The 20,590-nt window shown below is 56.7% G+C and carries 12 protein-coding genes and 2 pseudogenes; 3 read left to right on the forward strand and 11 right to left on the reverse strand.

Translation table 11 applies throughout. From position 1 onward, the window contains the following. Positions 1–28: 28 nt before the first annotated feature. From AB7C87_RS07340 to AB7C87_RS07350, 3 genes are read right to left on the reverse strand one after another with little or no spacing between them, the layout of a single operon-like run. On the reverse strand, positions 29–934 hold the full coding sequence (locus AB7C87_RS07340; protein ID WP_369728781.1) for an ABC transporter permease: 906 nt from the start codon (positions 932–934) through the stop codon (positions 29–31). 6 nt (positions 935–940) lie between these two features. After that, positions 941–1,840, reverse strand: coding sequence for an ABC transporter permease (locus tag AB7C87_RS07345; RefSeq protein WP_369728782.1), 900 nt, complete (start codon positions 1,838–1,840; stop codon positions 941–943). Beyond that, positions 1,833–2,939 carry an ABC transporter ATP-binding protein gene (locus AB7C87_RS07350; RefSeq protein WP_369728783.1) on the reverse strand — a complete coding sequence of 369 codons (1,107 nt, stop codon included), beginning with the start codon at positions 2,937–2,939 and terminating at the stop codon, positions 1,833–1,835. The genes AB7C87_RS07345 and AB7C87_RS07350 overlap by 8 nt, the downstream gene beginning before the upstream one ends. Before the next feature lie 586 nt (positions 2,940–3,525). On the opposite strand from AB7C87_RS07350, the gene AB7C87_RS07355 reads away from it, so the two are divergent. The 3 genes from AB7C87_RS07355 (at position 3,526) to AB7C87_RS07365 (ending at position 7,107) form a co-directional block, all read left to right on the forward strand. Then, positions 3,526–4,620, forward strand: coding sequence for an ABC transporter substrate-binding protein (locus tag AB7C87_RS07355; RefSeq protein ID WP_369728784.1), 1,095 nt, complete (start codon positions 3,526–3,528; stop codon positions 4,618–4,620). 117 nt (positions 4,621–4,737) lie between these two features. Next, the gene (locus AB7C87_RS07360; protein ID WP_369728785.1) at positions 4,738–5,895 is read left to right on the forward strand and encodes a thiolase family protein; all 1,158 of its coding nucleotides are present in this window, start codon (positions 4,738–4,740) and stop codon (positions 5,893–5,895) included. 138 nt (positions 5,896–6,033) lie between these two features. Continuing rightward, positions 6,034–7,107, forward strand: a complete 1,074-nt coding sequence (locus AB7C87_RS07365) for an amidohydrolase family protein (RefSeq protein ID WP_369728786.1) — start codon at positions 6,034–6,036, stop codon at positions 7,105–7,107. 1,353 nt (positions 7,108–8,460) lie between these two features. Here AB7C87_RS07365 and AB7C87_RS07370 read toward each other — a convergent pair. From AB7C87_RS07370 to AB7C87_RS07405, 8 genes and pseudogenes are all read right to left on the reverse strand, one after another. After that, on the reverse strand, positions 8,461–9,537 hold the full coding sequence (locus AB7C87_RS07370) for an amidohydrolase family protein (protein WP_369728787.1): 1,077 nt from the start codon (positions 9,535–9,537) through the stop codon (positions 8,461–8,463). 231 nt (positions 9,538–9,768) lie between these two features. After that, positions 9,769–10,506 (reverse strand): 3-hydroxyacyl-CoA dehydrogenase family protein, encoded by a 738-nt coding sequence (locus AB7C87_RS07375; RefSeq protein ID WP_369728788.1) that lies wholly within the window; start codon positions 10,504–10,506, stop codon positions 9,769–9,771. Between the two features lie 99 nt (positions 10,507–10,605). Beyond that, positions 10,606–11,055, reverse strand: coding sequence for a MaoC family dehydratase (locus tag AB7C87_RS07380; protein ID WP_369728789.1), 450 nt, complete (start codon positions 11,053–11,055; stop codon positions 10,606–10,608). A 796-nt stretch (positions 11,056–11,851) separates the two neighbouring features. Further along, a pseudogene (locus tag AB7C87_RS07385) lies at positions 11,852–12,694 on the reverse strand (IS630 family transposase); the annotation flags it as partial. Then, positions 12,695–12,838, reverse strand: a complete 144-nt coding sequence (locus tag AB7C87_RS07390; protein ID WP_369728790.1) for a hypothetical protein — start codon at positions 12,836–12,838, stop codon at positions 12,695–12,697. It lies immediately after the preceding pseudogene. A 931-nt stretch (positions 12,839–13,769) separates the two neighbouring features. Next, positions 13,770–14,684 (reverse strand): N-acyl homoserine lactonase family protein, encoded by a 915-nt coding sequence (locus AB7C87_RS07395; RefSeq protein ID WP_369728791.1) that lies wholly within the window; start codon positions 14,682–14,684, stop codon positions 13,770–13,772. A 362-nt stretch (positions 14,685–15,046) separates the two neighbouring features. Further along, positions 15,047–17,914 (reverse strand): annotated as a pseudogene (locus AB7C87_RS07400) (UvrD-helicase domain-containing protein). Beyond that, positions 17,911–20,577, reverse strand: a complete 2,667-nt coding sequence (locus tag AB7C87_RS07405) for a PD-(D/E)XK nuclease family protein (RefSeq protein ID WP_369728792.1) — start codon at positions 20,575–20,577, stop codon at positions 17,911–17,913. Before AB7C87_RS07405 ends, AB7C87_RS07400 begins: the two are co-directional and overlap by 4 nt. Positions 20,578–20,590 lie beyond the last annotated feature (13 nt).

A 20,590-nucleotide genomic window follows, 5' to 3' on the forward strand; every position in this document is an offset into this window, starting at 1 on the left:
CCGGAAAAATGGCCGATAAGGCGTTACTTCACTCGTCGGTCGTCCCGGACCGACCACGTGTGATGATGCGTTCGGTGGACGTCGCCCCGACGGCGAGTGCGACAGCGAAGAGCGCGACGCCGATCAACAGGACACTGATGACGTTGATGATCGGCGTGACGCCGTGGCTAATCTCGTTCCAGATGTAGATCGGGAGCGTCGTCGTTTGCGTATCCTGGTTGAACAGCGTGTAGGTGAACTCGTTGAACGAGATGGCAAACGAGAGTAGCGTTCCGGCGATGAGACCGGGAAGAACGTTCGGGAGGGTCACCCGCACGAACGTCTGGAGCTCGTTTGCCCCAAGGTCGAGCGACGCCTCCTCGAGGGAATTATCGAACATGTAGAACGACGGGAGAATTGCGAGTGTGGCGAATGGGACACAGCGGACGATATGTGCGATGACGACACTCCAAAAGCCCGATCCGATCCCGATGGTGTGGAGAAACTGCATGAGGGCGGCCCCGGTTACGACGAGTGGGACGATGATCGGCAAGACGAGCAACAACATCAAGAGCGCCTTGCCGCGAAACGAATAGCGTTCGATACCGTACGCCGCCAGCGTGGCAAAGAGGACCGAAACCGGAACGGCGATGACACTGACGCGAATCGACGTCATCGTCGCCTCGCGCGCTCGCGGATCGGAAATGAAGTCGCGGTACCACTCGAGTGTCAGCTCGTTGGGCGGGAAGAAGTGGACCGAGTCAGCGAACGACATGAACGTGACGACGATCAGTGGGATCCACAGGAACAACAGTACGAGCGCGCTCATCCCCAGCCCCAGGTTGGTTCCGTATCGCTCGCTGAATCGTTCGATCGTATCGATGACGTTGTCCGGGACCACCCGTCCCGGGACTGCTTTACTCGAGTTGATCGCCTGTGTAATGTATTGTAACATATTCGTTCACCCCTTTGAAACCATTCCGACGTCGAAGATTTTGACGATGATTCCGAGAAAGATCAGTACCAGTGTCGTGAGTACGGTCCCCAGAGCGGCTGCGAACGGCCAGTTGTACCCCTGGTTGTAGTGGAGTTCGACGGCCATCCCGATCATCATCTGCCCGGTTCCGCCGAGGATACTCGGAGTGATGAACGACCCGAACGTCGGAATCGCAACGAGAATCGTTCCGATGACGAGTCCACCCGAGGTGAGCGGCAACGTGACGTTCGTAAACGTTCGAATCGGGCCCGCACCGAGATCTTTCGATGCCTCGATGAGATCCGTCTGCACGCCCGAAATCGACGCGTATATCGGAAGCGTTGCGAGCGGTAACCAGATGTATACGAGACCGATGATGACCGCACCCCAGCCGTAGAGATATCCCGACGGATCACTCGTCCCGAGGAACACGATCTGGAACCAGTTGACGACGCCGTCGTCCTGGAGAATGTTGATCCACGCGTACATCCGTACGATGTAGTTCGTCCAGAACGGCAAGACGAGCAACAATAGAAGGATCGTGGTCCGCCGAGAGAAACGGATAATGCTGTAGGAGAATGCGTACGCGAGCACGACCACGACCGCCGTCGTCACGACCGTTACCCAAAGGGAGTTCCAAATAACTCCCAGGTATTGCTCGGACGTAAACACCTGCTGGTAGTTCTCGAGCGTGTAGGACCCGCCCATCCCGTCCATCAGCGACAGGCGGAGCATCTCGAACAGCGGGAACAGGAAAAACACCACGAGCACTGCAAGCGGCAATCCGACGACAACGTACGGCCGAATTCGGTCGTTGTCTCGGACCGCTTTCGAAATCGATTCGAAGAACCTCGAATCCCGATCTGTGGGGAGGACGTTACGCATCGACTTTTCCCCCTCCCGTCGTTGGGTCCTCGGTGGGGAACACCATCGTCTCCTCGAGATCCCACGACACGTGGACGTCTTCGCCGAGGGTGCGCTTTTCGGTCACGTTGCCGACCTGCACGGTGGTCTCGTCGAGTTCGACCTGATAGTCGAAGCCCTCCCCTCCGAACGCCCGACTGTTCGTCGTCCCGGAAAGGATCGGTGCATCGTCTGCATTCGGATCGACTAGCTTCATTTCGCCAGGTCTGATACAGACGTCTACCTGATCGCCTTGGGCGATGGATGCGGTAAGCGCTGAACGCGGGACCGTCACGTTCGTCCCGCAAACTGAGAGGTCGATATCGGTTTCCGTCAGACGGGTTACCGTTCCCGGTAGTTCGTTGACGTCGCCGACGAAATCCGCCGCAAACGACGTTTCGGGCTCCTCGTACACTGTCTCCGGCGTCCCAATCTGCTCGATTTCTCCTTCGTTTAACAACAAAAGCGTATCCGAAACTGACAGCGCGATCTCTTGGTCGTGGGTCACGTACAGGAACGTAATTCCGGTTTTGGCTTGAATTCGCTGGAGTTCGGTCTGCATTCGCTGTCTCAACTTCCTGTCTAGGGACGCCAACGGTTCGTCGAACAGGAGCAGATCGGGTTCTTTGACGAGCGCTCGCGCGACCGCGATTCGCTGTTGTTCTCCACCGCTCAAATCCTCCGGATCGCGGTCTGCGTACCCCGACAACGCTACCATCTCGAGCATACTCTCGATCTTTTCTTCGCGCTCTTTTTTCGTAAAGTTCCGGTCGTCGTAACGGAGTCCGTACGCGATATTTTCACCAACGGTCATGTGTGGAAATAATGCCAGGTCCTGAAAGACCATGTTGACGTCGCGTTCGAACGGCGGCTCGTCCGTAACGTCCTCGCCGTCAATGAGGACGCGCCCGTCCGTCGGACTCTCGAATCCTCCGATCATCCGAAGGATCGTCGACTTTCCGGAGCCACTGGGACCGACGATACTCGTAAACGATCCCTCTTCGATTTCGAACGAGACGTCGTCGACCGCTACGATATCGCCGAATTCTTTGCGAAGTTCTTGAATCGATATGTGGCCCATGGTATCGTATCTCTGTGTGTTGTTTCAACCTGGTGTTTATATGCTTATCGCTGTCCGATTACGCGCTCGGTCATTGTAGGCGTATCCGGGTGATTCTGATCATCGTCCCGGTGTGTGGTTTGTCGACTCATTTGCGTTCTGAAGCTTGATACAGTCTGTGATGCTACCGCTGAAAAAGGTTTCTCTTTGGCACCCCATCTCACCCGCCAGTGCGGTGGCACTCACTATCTGGTTTCCTATAGTAACAACTGCAACAATTCACACACTGATCGCCGACACGTCTATAGTAGCCACTGCAATGACGTGCAGTGGCCACTATAGTACGGATTGTCGTTCGTCGGACGCGCTATAACCGCGTTTGTCCTATGGCTGTACGCAGTTCCGACGGTCAGTCTGCGGTGAATGTCTCCCCCCTCGGATATACTTCAGGAATAATTCTCTCGAATTTGTATGAATATAATGATTGTTGTGTGGCGAATTACCCAATGTTTATATATGTGGATATTCACCATGGTACTGTATGTCGAGACGTAATACTACTCGGCGGACCTGTCTCAAAGGAGCAGGTCTTGCCGCAACTGCGACAATGGGACTCACGGCAGGGTGTCTCAGTGGAAACGGTGACGACGAATACGTTCGCCCGATCGAGGTCGACGAGATTCCGCCGGCCGAGCACGAAGGAGAGGTGAACAACTGGAACTTCTTCAACGAGTGGATGGGGCCGCTCGCGGAACCGTTCGAGGAGGAGTATGGGATCACGGTCCACAACAACTTCATCACGTCGCCAGTCGAAGTCGATTCGGAACTACAGGCTGGGAACGAGGAGATCGACACGGTATTGATCTCGGAGCCAACGGTTTCGACGGGGATCGAGGAAGGCTGGTGGGAGCCGTTGCCGGTGGAGATCATGGATGCCTGGGACACCCTCCCTGACCGATTCAGAGAGGAAGCCGAAGAGCACTACACGCAGGACGGCGAAACGTACATGATGAGCGCGATCGAGCAGATGGAGACCGTTCTGGTCTACAACACGGATTACTTCGATTCGCCGCCGGACTCGTGGGACATCCTCTGGCAGGATGACCTAGCGGACGATATCGCGATGATGGACGGCTTCGAGTTCAACTGCTACGCCGCAGCGCTCTACACCGGACAGAACCCGCGTAATCCCGACGACTTCGAAGAAATCGAGGAAGTGCTCGAGCAACAACGAGATCTGAACCGGACGTACTGGTCGGACTACTCGGAGGGACAGGCGATGATGTCCCGCGAGGACATCGTCGTGACGGTCAATACTGGAGGCCGAGCGTACAACTCTCACTTCGACGACGGTGCACCGGTCGACTGGACGATCCCGGAGGAGGGGTGTACGATTTCGGACTCGCCACACGCGATCCCGACTGGTGCGCCACACCCGCGTGCGGCGCTGACCTGGTACGATTACTTCATGACTGGACAGGCCGCAGTTCAACTGTTCCTGGGGCACGGCGAAGTGCCGTCGATCGCTGACTGGGAGGAACAGGCGTCCGAGGCCGGCATTCCACAAGACGAAATCGACTTCATGGATCGCGAGGCGAAGAACCGCCACGACGCGCCGCTGTACTCGCCTCAGGACGGGTTCTCCCAGGAGACGATGGACAGGTACGTCGAAATCTGGGATCGGATCCGCGCCGGCGGATAACTGTTCGATCGACTACTGATGGGCCGGCGGCGACCGACTCTGTCGGCAGCGATTTTCGCTCCAATTTTCCCGATACTGAAACGCAACTACTAAATTCGAGGACGCTAGAGGGTCACTATGAGCACACCAGTAATTGTCGATGCAGTTAGAACACCGTTCGGCGCTCGGGACGGTTCGTTCCGTGATACACATCCCCAAGATCTTGCTTCCGAACCACTGAAAGCGCTCGAGGAACGAAACTCGTTGGATCCGGAACTGGTTGAGGACGTCATCTACGGCTGTGTTACGCCACTCGATGAACAGGGACTCAACATCGGCAGACTGGCGCCGATGATCGCCGGCTGGGGCGATCAAGTTCCTGGGGTCCAGCTCAATCGAATGTGTGGTTCGGGTCAACAGGCGGTGAACTTCGCGGCGCAAGCGGTCATGTCCGGCCAGCACGACGTCGTCGTCGGTGGTGGCGTCGAGCACATGACTCGCGTTCCGATGGGGTCGGACTACGACGACGAAACGGGCGTAACAGAGACGTACTTCGAGCATTTCGAGGAACGGACGAACCAGTTCGAGGCGGCCGAACGGATCGCGGAGACGTACGACATCAACCGACAGTACGTCGACGAAATCGCCGTCGATTCCCACCAGCGATGGAAGCGAGCGGACGACGAGGATCGCTTTGCTAGTCAAATTATTCCGGTCGAGACCGAACTCGACGGCGAGCCTATTACGGTCGACACTGACGGACATCCGCGTCCCGGAACCGATCTCGAGACGCTGTCGGAACTTCCGGTTCTCTTTCGTGAAGAGGGCAACGGCGTTCACCACGCTGGAAACTCCTCCGGCGTGGTCGACGGTGCATCGGCGACGCTCATCACGAGCGAGTCGTACGCACGCGAACAGGGCTGGGAACCGATGGCGAGAATCGTTCAGACCGAAGTCGTCGGGAGCGATCCGATCTTGATGCTGACCGGCCCCATCCCTGCGACTGAATCCATTCTCGAGAAAACGGACCTCGAACTGTCCGACATCGACCTTTTCGAGGTCAACGAAGCGTTCGCTTCGGTCGTCGCCGCGTGGCTCGATGAAACGGGCGCCTCCTGGGAGAAGACCAACGTCAACGGCGGTGCAATCGCACACGGGCATCCGCTTGGGGCGACCGGATCCGGGCTTATCACGAAACTCGCACACGAACTTCAGCGGACCGGGAAAGACTACGCACTCTCGACGATGTGTATCGGATTCGGAATGGGAATCGCGACGATTATCGAACGGATCTAACCGGCCTTGAACCCCGTTTCCGGTGTTACTTCTCACACTGGAGATGCGCTCTCGTTTTCTTCGTTCTAACTCCTCGCCGTGGTCGGATAAAAGCAAACCTTTAGTGGTTTCGACTGAGTTGTTCTACTCGCTATGAAAATGGGACGGTTCATCGTCGAGACGCATTGCCACGCACAACGACACGCAGCCCGTATCCAACCCGAAGGTGACGATCCGGACTACGGAAAGTTGGCCGATAAGATGGAGACGGCCGTGCCCGCCGACGAGGCCGACGACGACGCCGACGTCATCGTCTACAGTAACGCCGACCGGCTCAAGTACGACATGGACACCTACGACGTCGACATGTGCGTCCTCCTCCCTGCCTTCGGGATGACCAACGAGATCAACCACCAGATCATGCAGGAGGACCCGGACAAATTCATCTCCGCTGCCTACCCCGTTCAGACGAAAAAGCGTGCGCTCCGTGGCGAAGAGGAGTGGAGCTGGGACGCCGCCTGTGAAGAACTCGACGAGTGGCTCTCGAAAGACGGGTTCAAGATGATCGGCGAGGGCGTTCCGCTCGATCCGACGATCGACGAACGCGTCGAATGGCCGGAGCGCCGCGACGAGATCCGACGGGTGTTCGAGGTTGCGGACGATCACGATGTCCCCGTGCGGTGGCACACCGGCTACGTCTCTGGCTACGGTGGCGGCGGACTCTTCGAGTACTTTCCCGACTGGTCCGATCCCACCCTCGCCGGCGAGATCAAAGCTGAGTTCGACGACGTTCCCATCATCTTCGATCACGGTGGTATGCAGGCTACCTGGCGCGAAAAATACGTTGATGATTGTTGCCAGGTTGCCGCAACGTACGACGACGTCTACCTCGAGATCGGCCTGTACTGGAAAGACCTGATGAAAAAGCCGATGAACGATCCGAACATCTCGATCGAACAAATTCTCTGGGGCGGCGACTGGGGGGCATCGATGATCGAGCACAACCAACCGGGCGAGGAACCGCCGATGTTCTGGGATCAGATTACCGAGAAGGGATTGCCTGCTCACCAGGTTGACTACTGGGGCTCGAACCTCCGACAACTCTGGAAGTACGCCACCGAAACCGACCTCCCACAGGACGACCTCGATCTCATTCTCGGCGGCAATGCCGTCCGTCTGTTCGATCTCGAGATGCCCCACACCCGGATGTTTCCTGAATACATCGATACGTAATCTCGCTGGGAGCGCGTGTTATCGCAATTCCCGACCTGCTTTCGTTTTTAAGGTACGTGAAGAACTCTCTCGATTACCGGCCATTTGTTGAGGACGCACCAACCTCCGTTTCTCTCATCGGTTGAGCATGTTTTCGAATACGTCTTACTCTCGTCCCTTCGCGATTATACCGGTGGTCTTGTAAACCTAAACTACATTTTGGTTGGATAGTTTGTACGCAATAAGAGGTTGACTGTACGCTTGGAATCAGTGTTCTCTCTCGATTCGCTTTCGTTTTTCCAGGTATTGAACGTCGTATTACGCAGGGTGACGGTTGACCTTCATGACCGCCGAATCCGGCGTGCGAGCGTTTTTGACGAGTTGGCCCGAGAACCACGTTCTCTATAAAGAAACCACTGGGTCTCCTTTGGTAGATGCCAGACAGTCCCCGATTGATTCGTCACAACTACTCCGGCCAGAGATTATCGTCTGAAACCCTTCTCCGTGATCGAGCACACGCTCGGTGACACCGTCCGTGCGTAAGGTTGGTATCGAGAGTTCATGAAATTGACCTATAGTAACAACTGAAACGATTCACACACTGATCGCCGAGCTCACGGCTCACTGGGTTCCCGCTCGCTATTCCGCGGTTCTCGCTCATGGTTCGAAAATCGAAAATGTTCGTCATCACGAACGACCGCTGGTCGTTCGAACGACTCCGTTCGCTCACGGGTCACGTTCGTTCCCCGTTCGCCGTTCCGCGGTTCTCGCTCGTTTCTTGGCTCACGGGTCACGTTCGTTCCCCGTTCGCTTTCCCGCGGTTCTCGCTCCCTTCGTTCGCTCCGAACCGCGCACGCTCCGAACCGCGCACGCTCCGAACCGCGCTCACTCCGAACCGCGCTTTTCGTCTGGCGAGCAGGTGTGCAAGACCTGCAGTGGCTACTATATTGCCTCGAGTTGGTTCGTCCCCCTTTGGGTGATAATCGTCACGAGATTCGACTCGATTCAACGAGGTAGCACAGAATAAGCAGATCGACCATGATAAATAGTTCTCTCACAGAGAACAGTGGACCATCGAGGTGTCCGTGGTCGAAATGAGAGTACGTTCCCATTCAACCACAAGTAATTTTACATCCGTACTTTCGTAATAGTTGGCCTCGGAAATGGGTAATCATCGGAACACATTTCGTTCGATGTTTTTACGTTCTCTCACAGAGAACGTATGTTAGGTCTGTTGAGTGTGGAGGGTCGCCAACGGAGCAATGGCTCACCGGTGGCGGTTCGAATGTCTCCCGGTTAGTCGGTGGCCGATAGTGGGCGTGAAAGTCGACGTCGATAAGGGATTACGACGAATAACAGAACGCTGGCGAGCGACTATACTTCGATGTATTCCGAAAACAGTCGACTGTGAGGTGTCTCGAGGTCTAGTAGTCGAACGGCGTTGCCGCCGAGGATGAGGTTGAGGTCGTCCTGTGTCATGTCCGTCTCGAGGGCGTACTTCTGAAGCTGTCGCAGACTCGCTCCCCAGTAGTTGACCTGATGTGCTGGCAGTCCCCGTTCTTTGATTTGTTCCCAGTACGTCGGCGGGTACTCATTAGCCTGTGAGTGTTGAACCATAGACGCTCCCCAGTCGGTTCCCCAGAGAATTTGTTCGATCGAGATGTTCGGATCGTTCATCGGCTTTTTCATCAGGTCTTTCCAGTACAGGCCGATCTCGAGGTAGACGTCGTCGTACGTTGCGGCAACCTGACAACAGTCTTCAACGTATCGCTCGACCCATCCCGCTTGCATACCACCGTGGTCGAAGACGATAGGGACGTCGGGATACTCGGCTTTAAGCTGGGCCGCCAATGTCGGGTCGTCCCAGTCGGGATAAATGTCGTACAGCCGGTGGCTTCCACCGTAGCCGGATGCATATCCTGTATGCCACCGAACCGGTACGCCGTGGTCGGCCGCCACGTCAAAAACCCGACGAAGGTGATCTTTCCGTTTCCCCCACTCGATCGGTTCCGTCCGCGTCGGGTCACCTCTGATACCTTCGCCCGTCATAACGAAGCCATCTTTCGAGAGCCACTCGTCGAGTTCCTCACAGGCGGCGTCCCAGCTCCACTCCTCTTCGCCACGGAGCGCACGCTTTTTCGTCTGAACGGGGCCAGCGGCGGCGATAAACTTGTCCGGATCGGATTCGATGATCTGGTGGTTGATCTCGTTGGTCATCCCGAAGCTGGGTAAGAGAACGCACATGTCGACCCCGTGGGTGTCCATGTCGTACTTGAGCCGATCCGAGTTGTCGTAGACGATGACCTCGTCCTCGTCGTCGGCCTCGTCGGCGGGCACGGCGAGTTTCATCTTCGTCGGCAGTGAATCGTAACCGGCGTCGTCGTCCTGTACTCGTGCGGCGTGACGCTGGGCGTGGCAGTGAGTTTCGACGATGAAACGACCAAGCTTCATACGACCAGTCTCCGTTCCATCGAGTAAAGCGTTTTGAACCGACGCTCGGTTACGAGTCAGGGCGTGCCGAGTATTCGTTCATCAAAAAAAGCGTTCGTGGCGACTTCCTCGTACCGGATTACCTGTGAGCGCTCCTATAGCAACAACTGCAACGATGTACACACTGATCGCCGAACCGTCTGGCGGTCAGGTGTGCAAGACCTGCAGTGGCTACTATAGATCGGATTGACCTTACCACTCTTCGCCAATACCTGGTCCCTCGAGTGGACCAACGGGAAGGTTACGTCCCTCTTTCATCGCAAGGTTGACTTCCTCTTGTGTCGCAATACCCTCGTTGACCACTGCCTTCGCTTCGTCCATCATTGCACCCCAAATTCGGTTGACGATGAACCCGTACTCGGTTTGGCTGTCTTCGAGAACGACGGTAGTCTTACCGACGTCCTCGGCGAGTTCTCTGACGGCCTCGACGTACTCCTCGTCAATCTGTGGTGTTTTAACTACCTCTACGAGGCTCATTACTGGGACAGGACTGAAGAAGTGGGCGCCACCGACTCGAGATGGATCCTCGACGGCATTTCCGAGTGCTGCGATCGAGAAGCCGCTAGTGTTCGAAAACAGTGGCACGTCGTCGGTCAGTTCGTCGAGCTGGCGGAACACCCTTCCTTTGATATGGATATCTTCAGGGACCGCTTCGAAGATTACGTCTGCATCCTCAACTGCCTCTTCGATGTCGAGTGTGAACGTAATACGATCGAGTGCGGCTTCCTTTTCGTCTTCGGTAAGGTACCCCCCCTTGACAGCACTTTCAAGCCCGAACTTTCCGGATTTGACTCGCTCTTTCGTGTCTGCGATTGCATCTTCGTCGACATCGCGAATCGATACGGAGTAGCCGTGCTGGGCGAGCGTTTGGCCGATTCCGCCACCCATAATTCCACCACCGATTATACCGATGTGGTTAATCTCTACCATGCGTTGTAATCGATACGTGAGGATATTGATAACCGTTTTGGTCTCACTACATACCCGGCCCATCAGACTCGCTTATAGTGGCATCCACTTTCCGTTGTATCAACGCTTACCATGTAGCGATTTGCCCACGTAGGAGATGACAACGTCGTCGTTCTGGTTGATGCCCTCGATTCGTGCGTCGATATATCCGCCAGCCGTCTCACTTTCGACGGGACGCTTGTCGACGACTTCGCGTCGAATTCGGAGAACATCTCCCGGCTTGACCGGTTCGTGCCATCGTAGTTCGTCGACACCGGCACCTGCAAGGTTGTTCTCTGGTTCGTGTCCTTCGCGTTGTTTCATCTCAACGCTCAATCGCATGCAGATCGAAGCAGTATGCCAGCCGGATGCGACCAGTTCACCAAAATACGAGTTCCTTGCTGCCTCTTCATCAGTGTGGAACGGTTGTGGGTCGTACTTTCTGCCGAACTCGATGATTTCATCTTTCGTCACTTCATACGCACCGTACTCTTCGGTCTCCCCAACCGTGATATCACCGTAGTGTCGCATATACTATAAACACTTTTCTCTCGAGTATTAGCTGTTTGGAAACGATCAGCATCGCAATCCGGAGGCAATTAATACAGACTGTCGAACCGCGGTTCGGTCCGGTAGATCATGCTCACGGGCGAAGCTGAAATTGTAGGCGTGTTCGTCACGATAGAGCTGTCCGGTCAACGTGTCTATAGTGAGTTTGGCGCTGTCTGGACGAGAACTCGAGGAACGAGTAGGTGGTGGCGAGACCTGTCAATTTCTGAGGACGGCGTTCTGGCAGCAACTTACCGAGAAACACGATATCGACGGGACAGCGTTCCTCGTCGGTGTTGGTGGCTATCTGACCGCCCTCGAACGCCACGATTATCTCTGAATTGAAAGCCCCTGACGCGCTCGAGTCCTCCGCCTGGCGAGACGCACGCGTCTCGCTCGCCTTCGATTCACTCGCAAAGAGCTCGCTACGCTCCTCACACAGTTGTGATGCGTGCGTCGTCGGAATTTCCCGAGCAACGACTTGCTCTCGCTCAACGCATCAGCCCCTTTCTCACCCACGTGAGTCGATTCGGAGTCGTTTGAAGCGGTTGACTGTTGCGTTTACGGCCCGTACCGCTCGTCGCTGCCGCCGTTCACCTCGAGACTCGTCCGGTGGTCGCGCCTCCTTCGCTCGCGATTGACCTTCGGTGGATAAACGGGCATACGAACAGGCAGGCACTCGAGCGGAGTGTGACTCCGATGCGGAGTACGTCCTCGAGGAAACACCGGAGTTCCGGGCGACGGTCGAGATGGAGGTCTAGGCACCGGTGGATACGAATCAGCCTCGCGAGATCGCCGTTGTTAACTCCTCGAGTGAGTTAAAGAACCAATTTCTGAGAGCCGTTTGTACTTGTCTCCAGCACTCTTCGACCGAGTTTAGCTCCGGGTATACACCGCTAGCGTGAGGAAGGCGAGGTCGTCACGGGCCGCCAGGTCCGTGACGGTCAACGCCTGAAAGTACGGTATCTCATCTCACACGACGATTTGAATATCTCGATATTCTTTCTATACTGCGAAGGTGAAGTGTTTGCGTGATTGATGGTGACGAACTCTTCAAATCGAGAGAGAACGCAATCACCGTTCTCGGCGGTCGTGCGAAAAAGACACGTCCAATCACGTTGCCCGGATAATTCGACAGACGGCCGCGTGCCGTGTGGTTTCTCCGCGGCACGCGACTCGACGTGGATAGATTTCTTGATTCGATCGATACAGACTGTCGTGGCATCCATTTTCCGCCGCTATTTGAGATTTTCACAGAACAGTTCTTGCTCATCAGTATCAGATTCAGCGATTGTACGGCGAGGTTTTTGATAGCTCGATCCCGCTTCGTTGAGCAACCGCCGACTGCTCGGAATCGAGTACTCGACACCGTACATCCCGTCGAGATATTGCTGGACGAGCACTGGCGTCCACGCCAACTTCTCGAGGAGATTTATGGACGATCTCTTCGACACTCTTTTGTATCTCTTCTGTTATTATTTGTATCCTTCCAGGTTAGTGAACATCAGTTACAGCCAGCGCGACCGACTCGTTGGTGTCGAGTTGCCCGGCCCAGCTGTAGATCGTCCGTCGCTGAACGTCGTACCATTCGGCGAGGTTCAGTTTGTGTAAGACCGTCTTCTCACACCGAGTCGACGTTCGGTCGGGCCTCCCGTGTGAACTCGAGCATCCCAATGGCGGCGACGTAGTCGGGACAGTACGTCCTCGTGATGGATGCGTAGCGACCGGCGAGTTCGCGGCAGGGTTCGCTCGAGAGGGAGATCACCCGCTCGGCCGTGATCGGCTCGTCACACCGATCACAGACGGATTGTCTGAAGGTCAGCTGACGCTCGAGTCAAATGGACTCTGTTGAAATCCTCAGTAGACGACAAGAGTTGATTGCTGGATAGAGAGGATTGTGCAACACAACAGTCTCTTTGCTCTCGGTTGCTCTGAGCTGAATCATCCGATCAGTGGACGTACGAGTTTCTCGCCCGGAGAACCGGATGTTGATCTTCGAACGTCCAGTTTTCTGGCTGAGAAAACACCTGCGTTTCTTAATACAAACCGTTCCTAACTACACCCATGCGCTTACGAGACCCAAAAGAAATGGTTCTCATAATGGCTAAGATCAGTTTAGCATTGATTGGAGCAATCCTCATAACCGCTCTGGTGACCCTCATTCTCCCGTTGAGTGACTTCAGCCCACAAACACCGGGGAGAGTCGTTCAGGTCGGTGTTTTTTATACAGCCTGGGCGCTTCTAGCATTTAAACTCCTATTTGGAGAGTACGTTCCACGGGAAGCGTTCAAAACTAGTGAGTCGTAGCATTTGTTCGACCGGACCTACGATCAATTTTAGACGTGCCTGGATTCGATCGGGTTCTCAATACTGCTCTCCTATCGGGTCGGTTGAAAACGAAGAAATCTCTTCAGGGATACCACCGGGCGCTCGATGAGGAAAGCGAGAGAGATGAGCGCACAGTTGATCCCGAGAAAGCCCAGAATGAGGGACCCAATGGGTGTCGGCACTGGTGTGTGAAATGAGTGCAATAACCGGGCCGAACCAATATCGTAACAACTGCGATAATGTACGCACTGATCGCCGACTTCTCTGGCGATCAGGTGTCCAAGACCTGCAGTGGCTACTATCGTTTCCAACCCTCGAGACCGAGTTTCTTCAGGTCGGGCGCCTGCTGGAGGGTGGGCCAAGCGTGTTTACACTTCACCAGGTACCACATCTGTATCGTGATTAGCAAGGACGGCGAGACAATCGTCACGCTGAGAGAACTCAGCAACCCACCGGAGAGACGCTCTCGCTTCGTCGTCGTTATCAGTAACCCCTGGGAGAACGCCGTCAGCCCAAGCTCTTTCGGCGTAGCCGACATCGCTCGAGAGAAGGATCCATCCGATCCCGTTGTGAACGAGGACGGACAGTTGCCCAGCACTGTGTCCGGGCGTGAAGACGAGATAAACGCGTCCATCGCCGAAAAGGTCGAGGCCCTCGTTGTACGGACCGAACGGGATGTCTGTTAAGGCGAAGGGGTTGATATCCACTCCATCCCACATCGACGGACTATATCGAACGTCACCTCTTGCCTCCCACTCGGGCTGGCTGACGATGATGTTCGATGCATCCTTGACGTGCTCGACGCCACTCACGTGATCCGAATCGAGGTGTGTGAGAACGACGTCGGTGAGATCGCCCACTTCGACGTCCATCGCGGTTAACTGTTCGTGAATGGCTTCACCGGCAGGTAACCGACCCGTGAGCATCGTTGCAGGGAGGAACCCGAGATGGCTCCGCTGACTTTTTCGCATATCAGTATGCCAGCCAGTATCGACGAGAACGAGTCCATCCGGATGGTCAATCAAATATGCCGACACCGGAACCCAGAGCTTCTTTGCGTTTGATCGGAGCCAGCCAGTGTATGGCATCGGGTGGAGGGATCTTTCTCGAAATGCGAGTGCACGATCGATGTACACCGATCCGGTATGCAAGACATGGATACGGATCGGCTCTTTCTCACACTTCATCGGTGTCTCGATGCGTGGATTGTCGGTCAACGTATCAGTAAACGCATTTCCATAGCATAATACTCCTTCTATTGACCGGATCTGGTTAATCGCCATACTGCGTCGGGATAGACTGTCTCGCTGTCTTCTCGAGATCGGTCTTGCTGTGGGAGATTACGCCGCCCGAGGCCTCACGCTGGAACACTTGTGACTGCAATCTCGAGGAACCCAGTAGTGACGAACCGAGTTACAGGCCGCAGAGAGATAGTATAGTAGCCACTGCAGGTCTTGCACACCTGATCGCCAGACGTGTCGGCGATCAGTGTGTACATCGGTGTAGTTGTTACTATAGGACACCCCAACCCGACGCAGTATGGTGATTCACCAGAGCCGGGAGAGGACGTCACTGGGTTGGTCAGAAAAGCGACCACACGCCATTCCTTCAAACGTTTCTTTCACAGATTCGCAGTGACGGTCAGCTACACAGCCAGTTCGGCGAGTTCAGCCCTGGACAGCGGCTCGATCGTGACTCGATCGTTGTCGGCAGTGTATAGTATCGAGGCGGTCACGTTTCGATCGTCGTACCACTCCGCGAGGACGTGATAGTAGACGCTGAGCTGGATTCGATACTCCGACTCGGCGTGACGACCGAGATCCGTCTTGAAATCGATAATCTCCACAGTGTCGTCGGTCACGTGAACCAAGTCGATAATTCCGGACAGTGTGACCTGTGTCCCGTCGACCTCGAGCGGGAGGGACGCCCGCTCCTCGACCAGTAGCTCACCGGGCAGTCCATCGAGGAACGCTTTGACGTGTCGCTCGTCGTCACTGCTGGGTGTCCGGTCTTCGCCGAGAGCGTAGTTTTCGGCGAACTCGTGGACGCGAGACCCGAAGTCCATCCCTCTCCCATCGGAGACGTCCTCGTAGACGCTGTCGTCCATGAGCGAGTGTGGCGAATAGCCCCGCGGTCCCGCCGGTGCCGGAATGTCGACACTGAACGCCGTCTACGTCTCGCCGTCCGCGTCGACGGTCGAAACAGCCGGCTCGAGTTCGTCGATTTCGACCGGTAACTCCTCGAGGAACGTGTTCGGCTCCTCTCCCGCCGCGAACAACAGATGGTCTTTGGCGCGAGTCATCGCGACGTAGAGGAGGCGGCGTTCCTCGTCGTACTCGGTTGGCTGGCACTTTCGGAGGACGTCGGCTCGCCAGTTGTCGTAGACGTGTGGCTCACCGTGGACGTCGGCGTAACAGTTCCGCTGACGGAGACCGATCGGCTCGTCGTAGGTGATCGTTCCGCTGGATCCCCCGGACGGCGGGAATTTGCCACTGTTCATGTTTCCGAGGATTACGATCGGATGCTCGAGTCCCTTCACCGAGTGGATCGTCTGTACGGTGACCGAATCGGGGCCGGCAACGGCCTCCACTTCCTGGGTGTAGCCCTTCTCCACACCGTGTTCGATGATCCGGATCAGGTCGCCTCGCGTCATCGTCGTCGACCGGTGGATCGACTGGATCGTCGTGAGGACGACGTCCGCCGTCGCCCCGTCGTAGCCGTACCGATCGAACACGCGCCGAGCAACGGCCGCGTGGGTCTCGAGTGTTCCGAGTTCGGAGCGAAATGCATCCATTTCGCTCGGATAAGCGTCGTGTTCGAGGACGTACTCGATTTCGTCGAGCGTGTAACCGGCGCGCTCCAGTACGACCGCCCACCCTCGTTCGGCCCCAGAGTTGCCCTCGAGGATCCGTAACCAGGCGAGCAACAGTTTCGCCTGGTCGGTTCGGAAGAGTTCGATTCCTCCCTCGTACGCCATCGGGAAATCGAACGTCTCGGCGGTCGCGAGCAAGTCCCGACCGAAATCGCGAGTTCGGGTGAGCACTGCGATATCCCCGTACGTCGGCGCTCGAAGTTCGCCGTCTTCCTCGATTGCGTACTCGTCGTTGCCGACGATCTCCTGGACCTTCGTCAGGATTGCCTCGCGTTCGTCGGCGTGCTGGAACGCCTCGATTCGCGAGTGATCGTGGTCGGTGTTCGAGAACAGCGACACGATCCGGTCGTAAACCGACTCCCGGTCGATCGACTCTCGACTACTGCCCGGTGTCACGAGCGCGTGCTCGGAGAAGTCGAGGATCGACTGCGTCGAGCGGTAGTTCTGCTCGAGTTCGATCGTGGTGACGGGCTCGAGCGGAAACGACACTCGCTCGGCATCGTCGTTCAGCTCACCGGCAAAGCGCTGTAATCGAGCGTCGAACTCGGCAATGTTCTCGATCGTCGCGTACTGGAACGAGTAGATACTCTGTTTCCAGTCACCGACGACGCAGAAATTGTCCGTCTCCGAAAGCAGTAGTGCGAGCTTGAACTGGATCTCGCTCGAATCCTGGAACTCGTCGATCATCACGTACTCGAACGCCAGTGATTCGCGGAGCTCGCTGTCCTCACAACACAGGACGAACGCGAATAGCTGAAGGAACGAGAAGTTCAGATAGTTCCGCCCGAGCGCGAACTCGAGGTATTCGAAGTAGACGTCGTGGACGAACTCGATGAGGTGATCGCGGTCCTCGGTAAAGGCTCGATCGGCGACGTCTTCGGGGACGGACTTCGAGCCGTACTCACCACGGAGTTCGCCCCGGTCGGGTGCGTTCGGCAGATAGCACTTGTTCCTGCCGTATCGGCCGAGACTCGAACGGAGTTTCGACTGTTTGTTCCCCTCGTTTCGCGGTCGATTCAGCTCGTCGAAGACCGTTTTGAACGCGTCGAAGTCGCCCTCGAGTGTCTCTCTGGAGTCTCGATACCAGCCGTCTGCGGTCGGAAAGATGCCTTTCGACGCGAGATTGGTGACGAGCGAGAGCAGTTCCGTCGGATCCGAGAGACACCGAAACAGGTCGTCATATTCGTCGTGATCATCGTTAAATCGGTCGACGAACTCGCGGAAGTACTCCCGTTCGATCGTCTCGTTTTCGAGGACCTGCGTCGAGCCGGTAACCTCGTCGTCGATGCCGAGATACGAGGGCGCGTGAAAGCCGTGTTGATCGAGGATATCGTTACACAGGCTGTGGAAGGTCTGAATCGGGGCGTCGTTCAGCGCCCGCATATCGTAGTCGCAACTGGCGACGATCCTGTCTTTCATCTCCGTCGCCGCGTTGCGGGTAAACGTAATCAACAGGACGTCGTCGGGTTCGACGTCGTCCTGATCGACGATGTTCGCATACCGATGGGTCACCGTGAACGTCTTGCCGGTCCCGGCACCGGCGTCGACGAGGTACAGCCCATCTGTACTCTCGATGAGACGTTTCTGGCGTTCGTTCGGTGACAGCCTTTCGTCCACCGACGCGTCGGTCGCCGATGTCATCGACTCCCCTCCGTTTTCTGGGCCGTAGCTGAAGTCACAGGATCAGTCTGCGTGTCGTCTCGAGCGGACCGCGAGTCGGTGAGAAGCATGTCGCGGTTGTTCACGTAGCGGTAGTTCGGCTCGCCGGCGCGGCCGTCGACGGGAAATCGATCCTCGCCGCGGCGGTAACGGTTTAGCTCCTCTAGTTGCTCGTCGACGAACCGTTCGAAGTTGTCGAGATCTTCGACGAAAAAGCCGTCCGTCCGATATCCGCAGAGATGTCTGTACGCCTGCATACAGCCGTTTTTCACGTACTTGTAGTCGCCGACGTCGTCGATCATTCGCTCGAGGAGTGCTTCGCCGAACGGTGAGGCCGCCATCTCGTCTGCATCCCTCGTTCTGGGAATCTCGTGGGAATCGAACGCCGTCAGATACGTATCGTAGCTGGTCTTCGAAAACGTCTTGGTACAGTCGTTGGCGGCGTCTTCACAGAGCGCATCGAAGACCGGCCGGGACTGTGCGAACTCGTCGAACGCGGTTGGGTGGTACGTCACCGTCGTGAGACAGTCTTCGAGCGAGGCGTCTCCGGTGACGACGTCGTCGATCGTCTCGAGGAAGTGAACGAACGTAAACGCCAGTCGCTCGTCGGGCCGTTGGTGTCGCCAGTAGGTGAGATAGAGTAACGCCTGGAAGTTTGGCTCGTCGCTCGGCGGCTCGATCGAGGCGTGTTTCGTGACCTGGGAAGCAGAGTTCCTGCTTCCGCTTTTGAAATCGACCAGTCGCGTCGGCGACTGGACGAGGTCGATTTTTCCGTTGAGTCCCAGGCCCTCGTCCTCGAACCAGCGCTCGGTCACCCGTGAGTCGACCGCTCGATCGAAGTACTCCGCGAAGAAGTTTCGCCCCCAGCCACTCGAGGGGGTCAAGAACGCCGTTTCGGATGGTGCGTGCTCGTCGAGATACGCACAGATCGTCTCGAGTCCGATTCGGTATCGCGTTCGTCGCGTCTCGATATCGACGTTCCGGTGGAACGCACGCGTCTCCTCGATCATGACCTCGACGACCTCCTCGAGGCGATCATCGTCGACAGCCTCGGGATGATTCACGACGAATTCGGCGAAGTCGTGAAAGAGGTTCCCCTCGGCGAAGTAGTGTTTGTCAGGCGTCTCGACGAGTCGCCCGAAGAGGTAGTCTCGCGGGGAGTTCGCGTACGCGTTGAGACTCGACTGACTGATCGTCTCGACGGATTCGGGTTCGACATCCGCGGGAACTGGTTCCTTCTCGAATCCGTTCCCCGTCGTTCGGCCCGGTCGCACGTGGCGAATCGACTCGAGATCGCTGAAGCGCTCGAACTCCGTCTCGAGGAGATCTTCGAAGTACAGACACGGCGTGACGGGCGAGCCGCCGGCTGAATCCTGGACCAGATAGTACTGTTCGACGCCGCTCTGGAGGAGCGACTGGAAGCTCTCGATGTTTCGCTCGTACTCCTCGCCCCGATCGACCCATGGACGGTTCGGCGAGTCGTGCGTCCAGCGTTCGTCGAGGCCCAGATAGAAGACGACCGGTCGGTCGACGAACGAAGCCGATTTTGCGTCCGCCAGGAGGGCCCCCTCGTTGTCCCGATCGATCGGCACGTCGTAGGTCTCGAGATAGAACGCGAGCTGATCGATCGCCTTCGAACTGATCGACTCCTCGAGTAAATTCAACTTCTCGAGTTCGTCGCGAAACGCCTCGAGCGTTCGTTCCGTTCGATCTTCGTACGCGTTCACCGCCTCCGCGAACGTGACCTCGCTTGCCCGACTGGTGAACTCCTGGAGCCAGTCGACCGCCGAGTCGTCGACGTCGGAGAGGCACTTCTCGTCGTGTTCGACCGGAACCGTCACACCGAGACACGAGAGCAAGGACTTGACGGACCGGATACGGGTATCGGAGCCGGCAGTCGTACAGCGGAGCAACTGGACGAACGCGCGGTGGTCGCGCTCGTCCATGAAGCCAGGACCACCGTAGTACGGAATATCGGCCGTCTCGAGTGCTGATTCGACGAGTGGCGAATACTCGCTCCCGGCGTCGAGTACGACCGCGACGTCTGCGGCGTTTTCACGCGTTACGGTATCGAGTACCGCGTCGACGATGGCCGCTGCTGACTCGAACATTCGGAATGGCGGCATATCGAAGGGAGCCTCGGTGAGTCGGCCGATCGAATCGTACTCCGCGGGAAGAATCGAACGCTCGAGGTTCGTTAGTTGGCGTTCGCCGACGACCGCGATCGACTCGTCTGAACTGACGTCGATCTCGTAGTCCGTGAGCAGTCGCGAGGACGTCTGCAGCGAGTCGACGATATCGACGACCGTCCGCGTCGCCGGCGTATCGAACGCCTCGTGCTCGAAAATTCCGTTCGCGGTTCCTTCGTACTCCCAACACTGGAGGACGTTCCCAACCGTGTAGGCGATCTCCTTCCAGCTCAACTCGGTTTCGTCGACCACCTCGAGAAATGCGGTTCGGTCCTCTGCAGTTTCTCGCCGTCGCGTTGCGAGCCGTCGGGGTGTAATCGCGAACGGACCAAAATGTGGGCGCTCGAGGCGCCGGTTGAGTGCGTCCGCGAGCGGTGAGTCGGGAACGATCACGAGGTCGTAGTCGGCGACCTCCTGATACAGCCGATCGATCGGTTTCGACTGCTTGAATAACACGATGCATAGCGGG

The sequence above is a fragment of the Natrarchaeobius versutus genome, from assembly GCF_041205745.1.
Lineage (GTDB): Archaea > Halobacteriota > Halobacteria > Halobacteriales > Natrialbaceae > Natrarchaeobius > Natrarchaeobius versutus.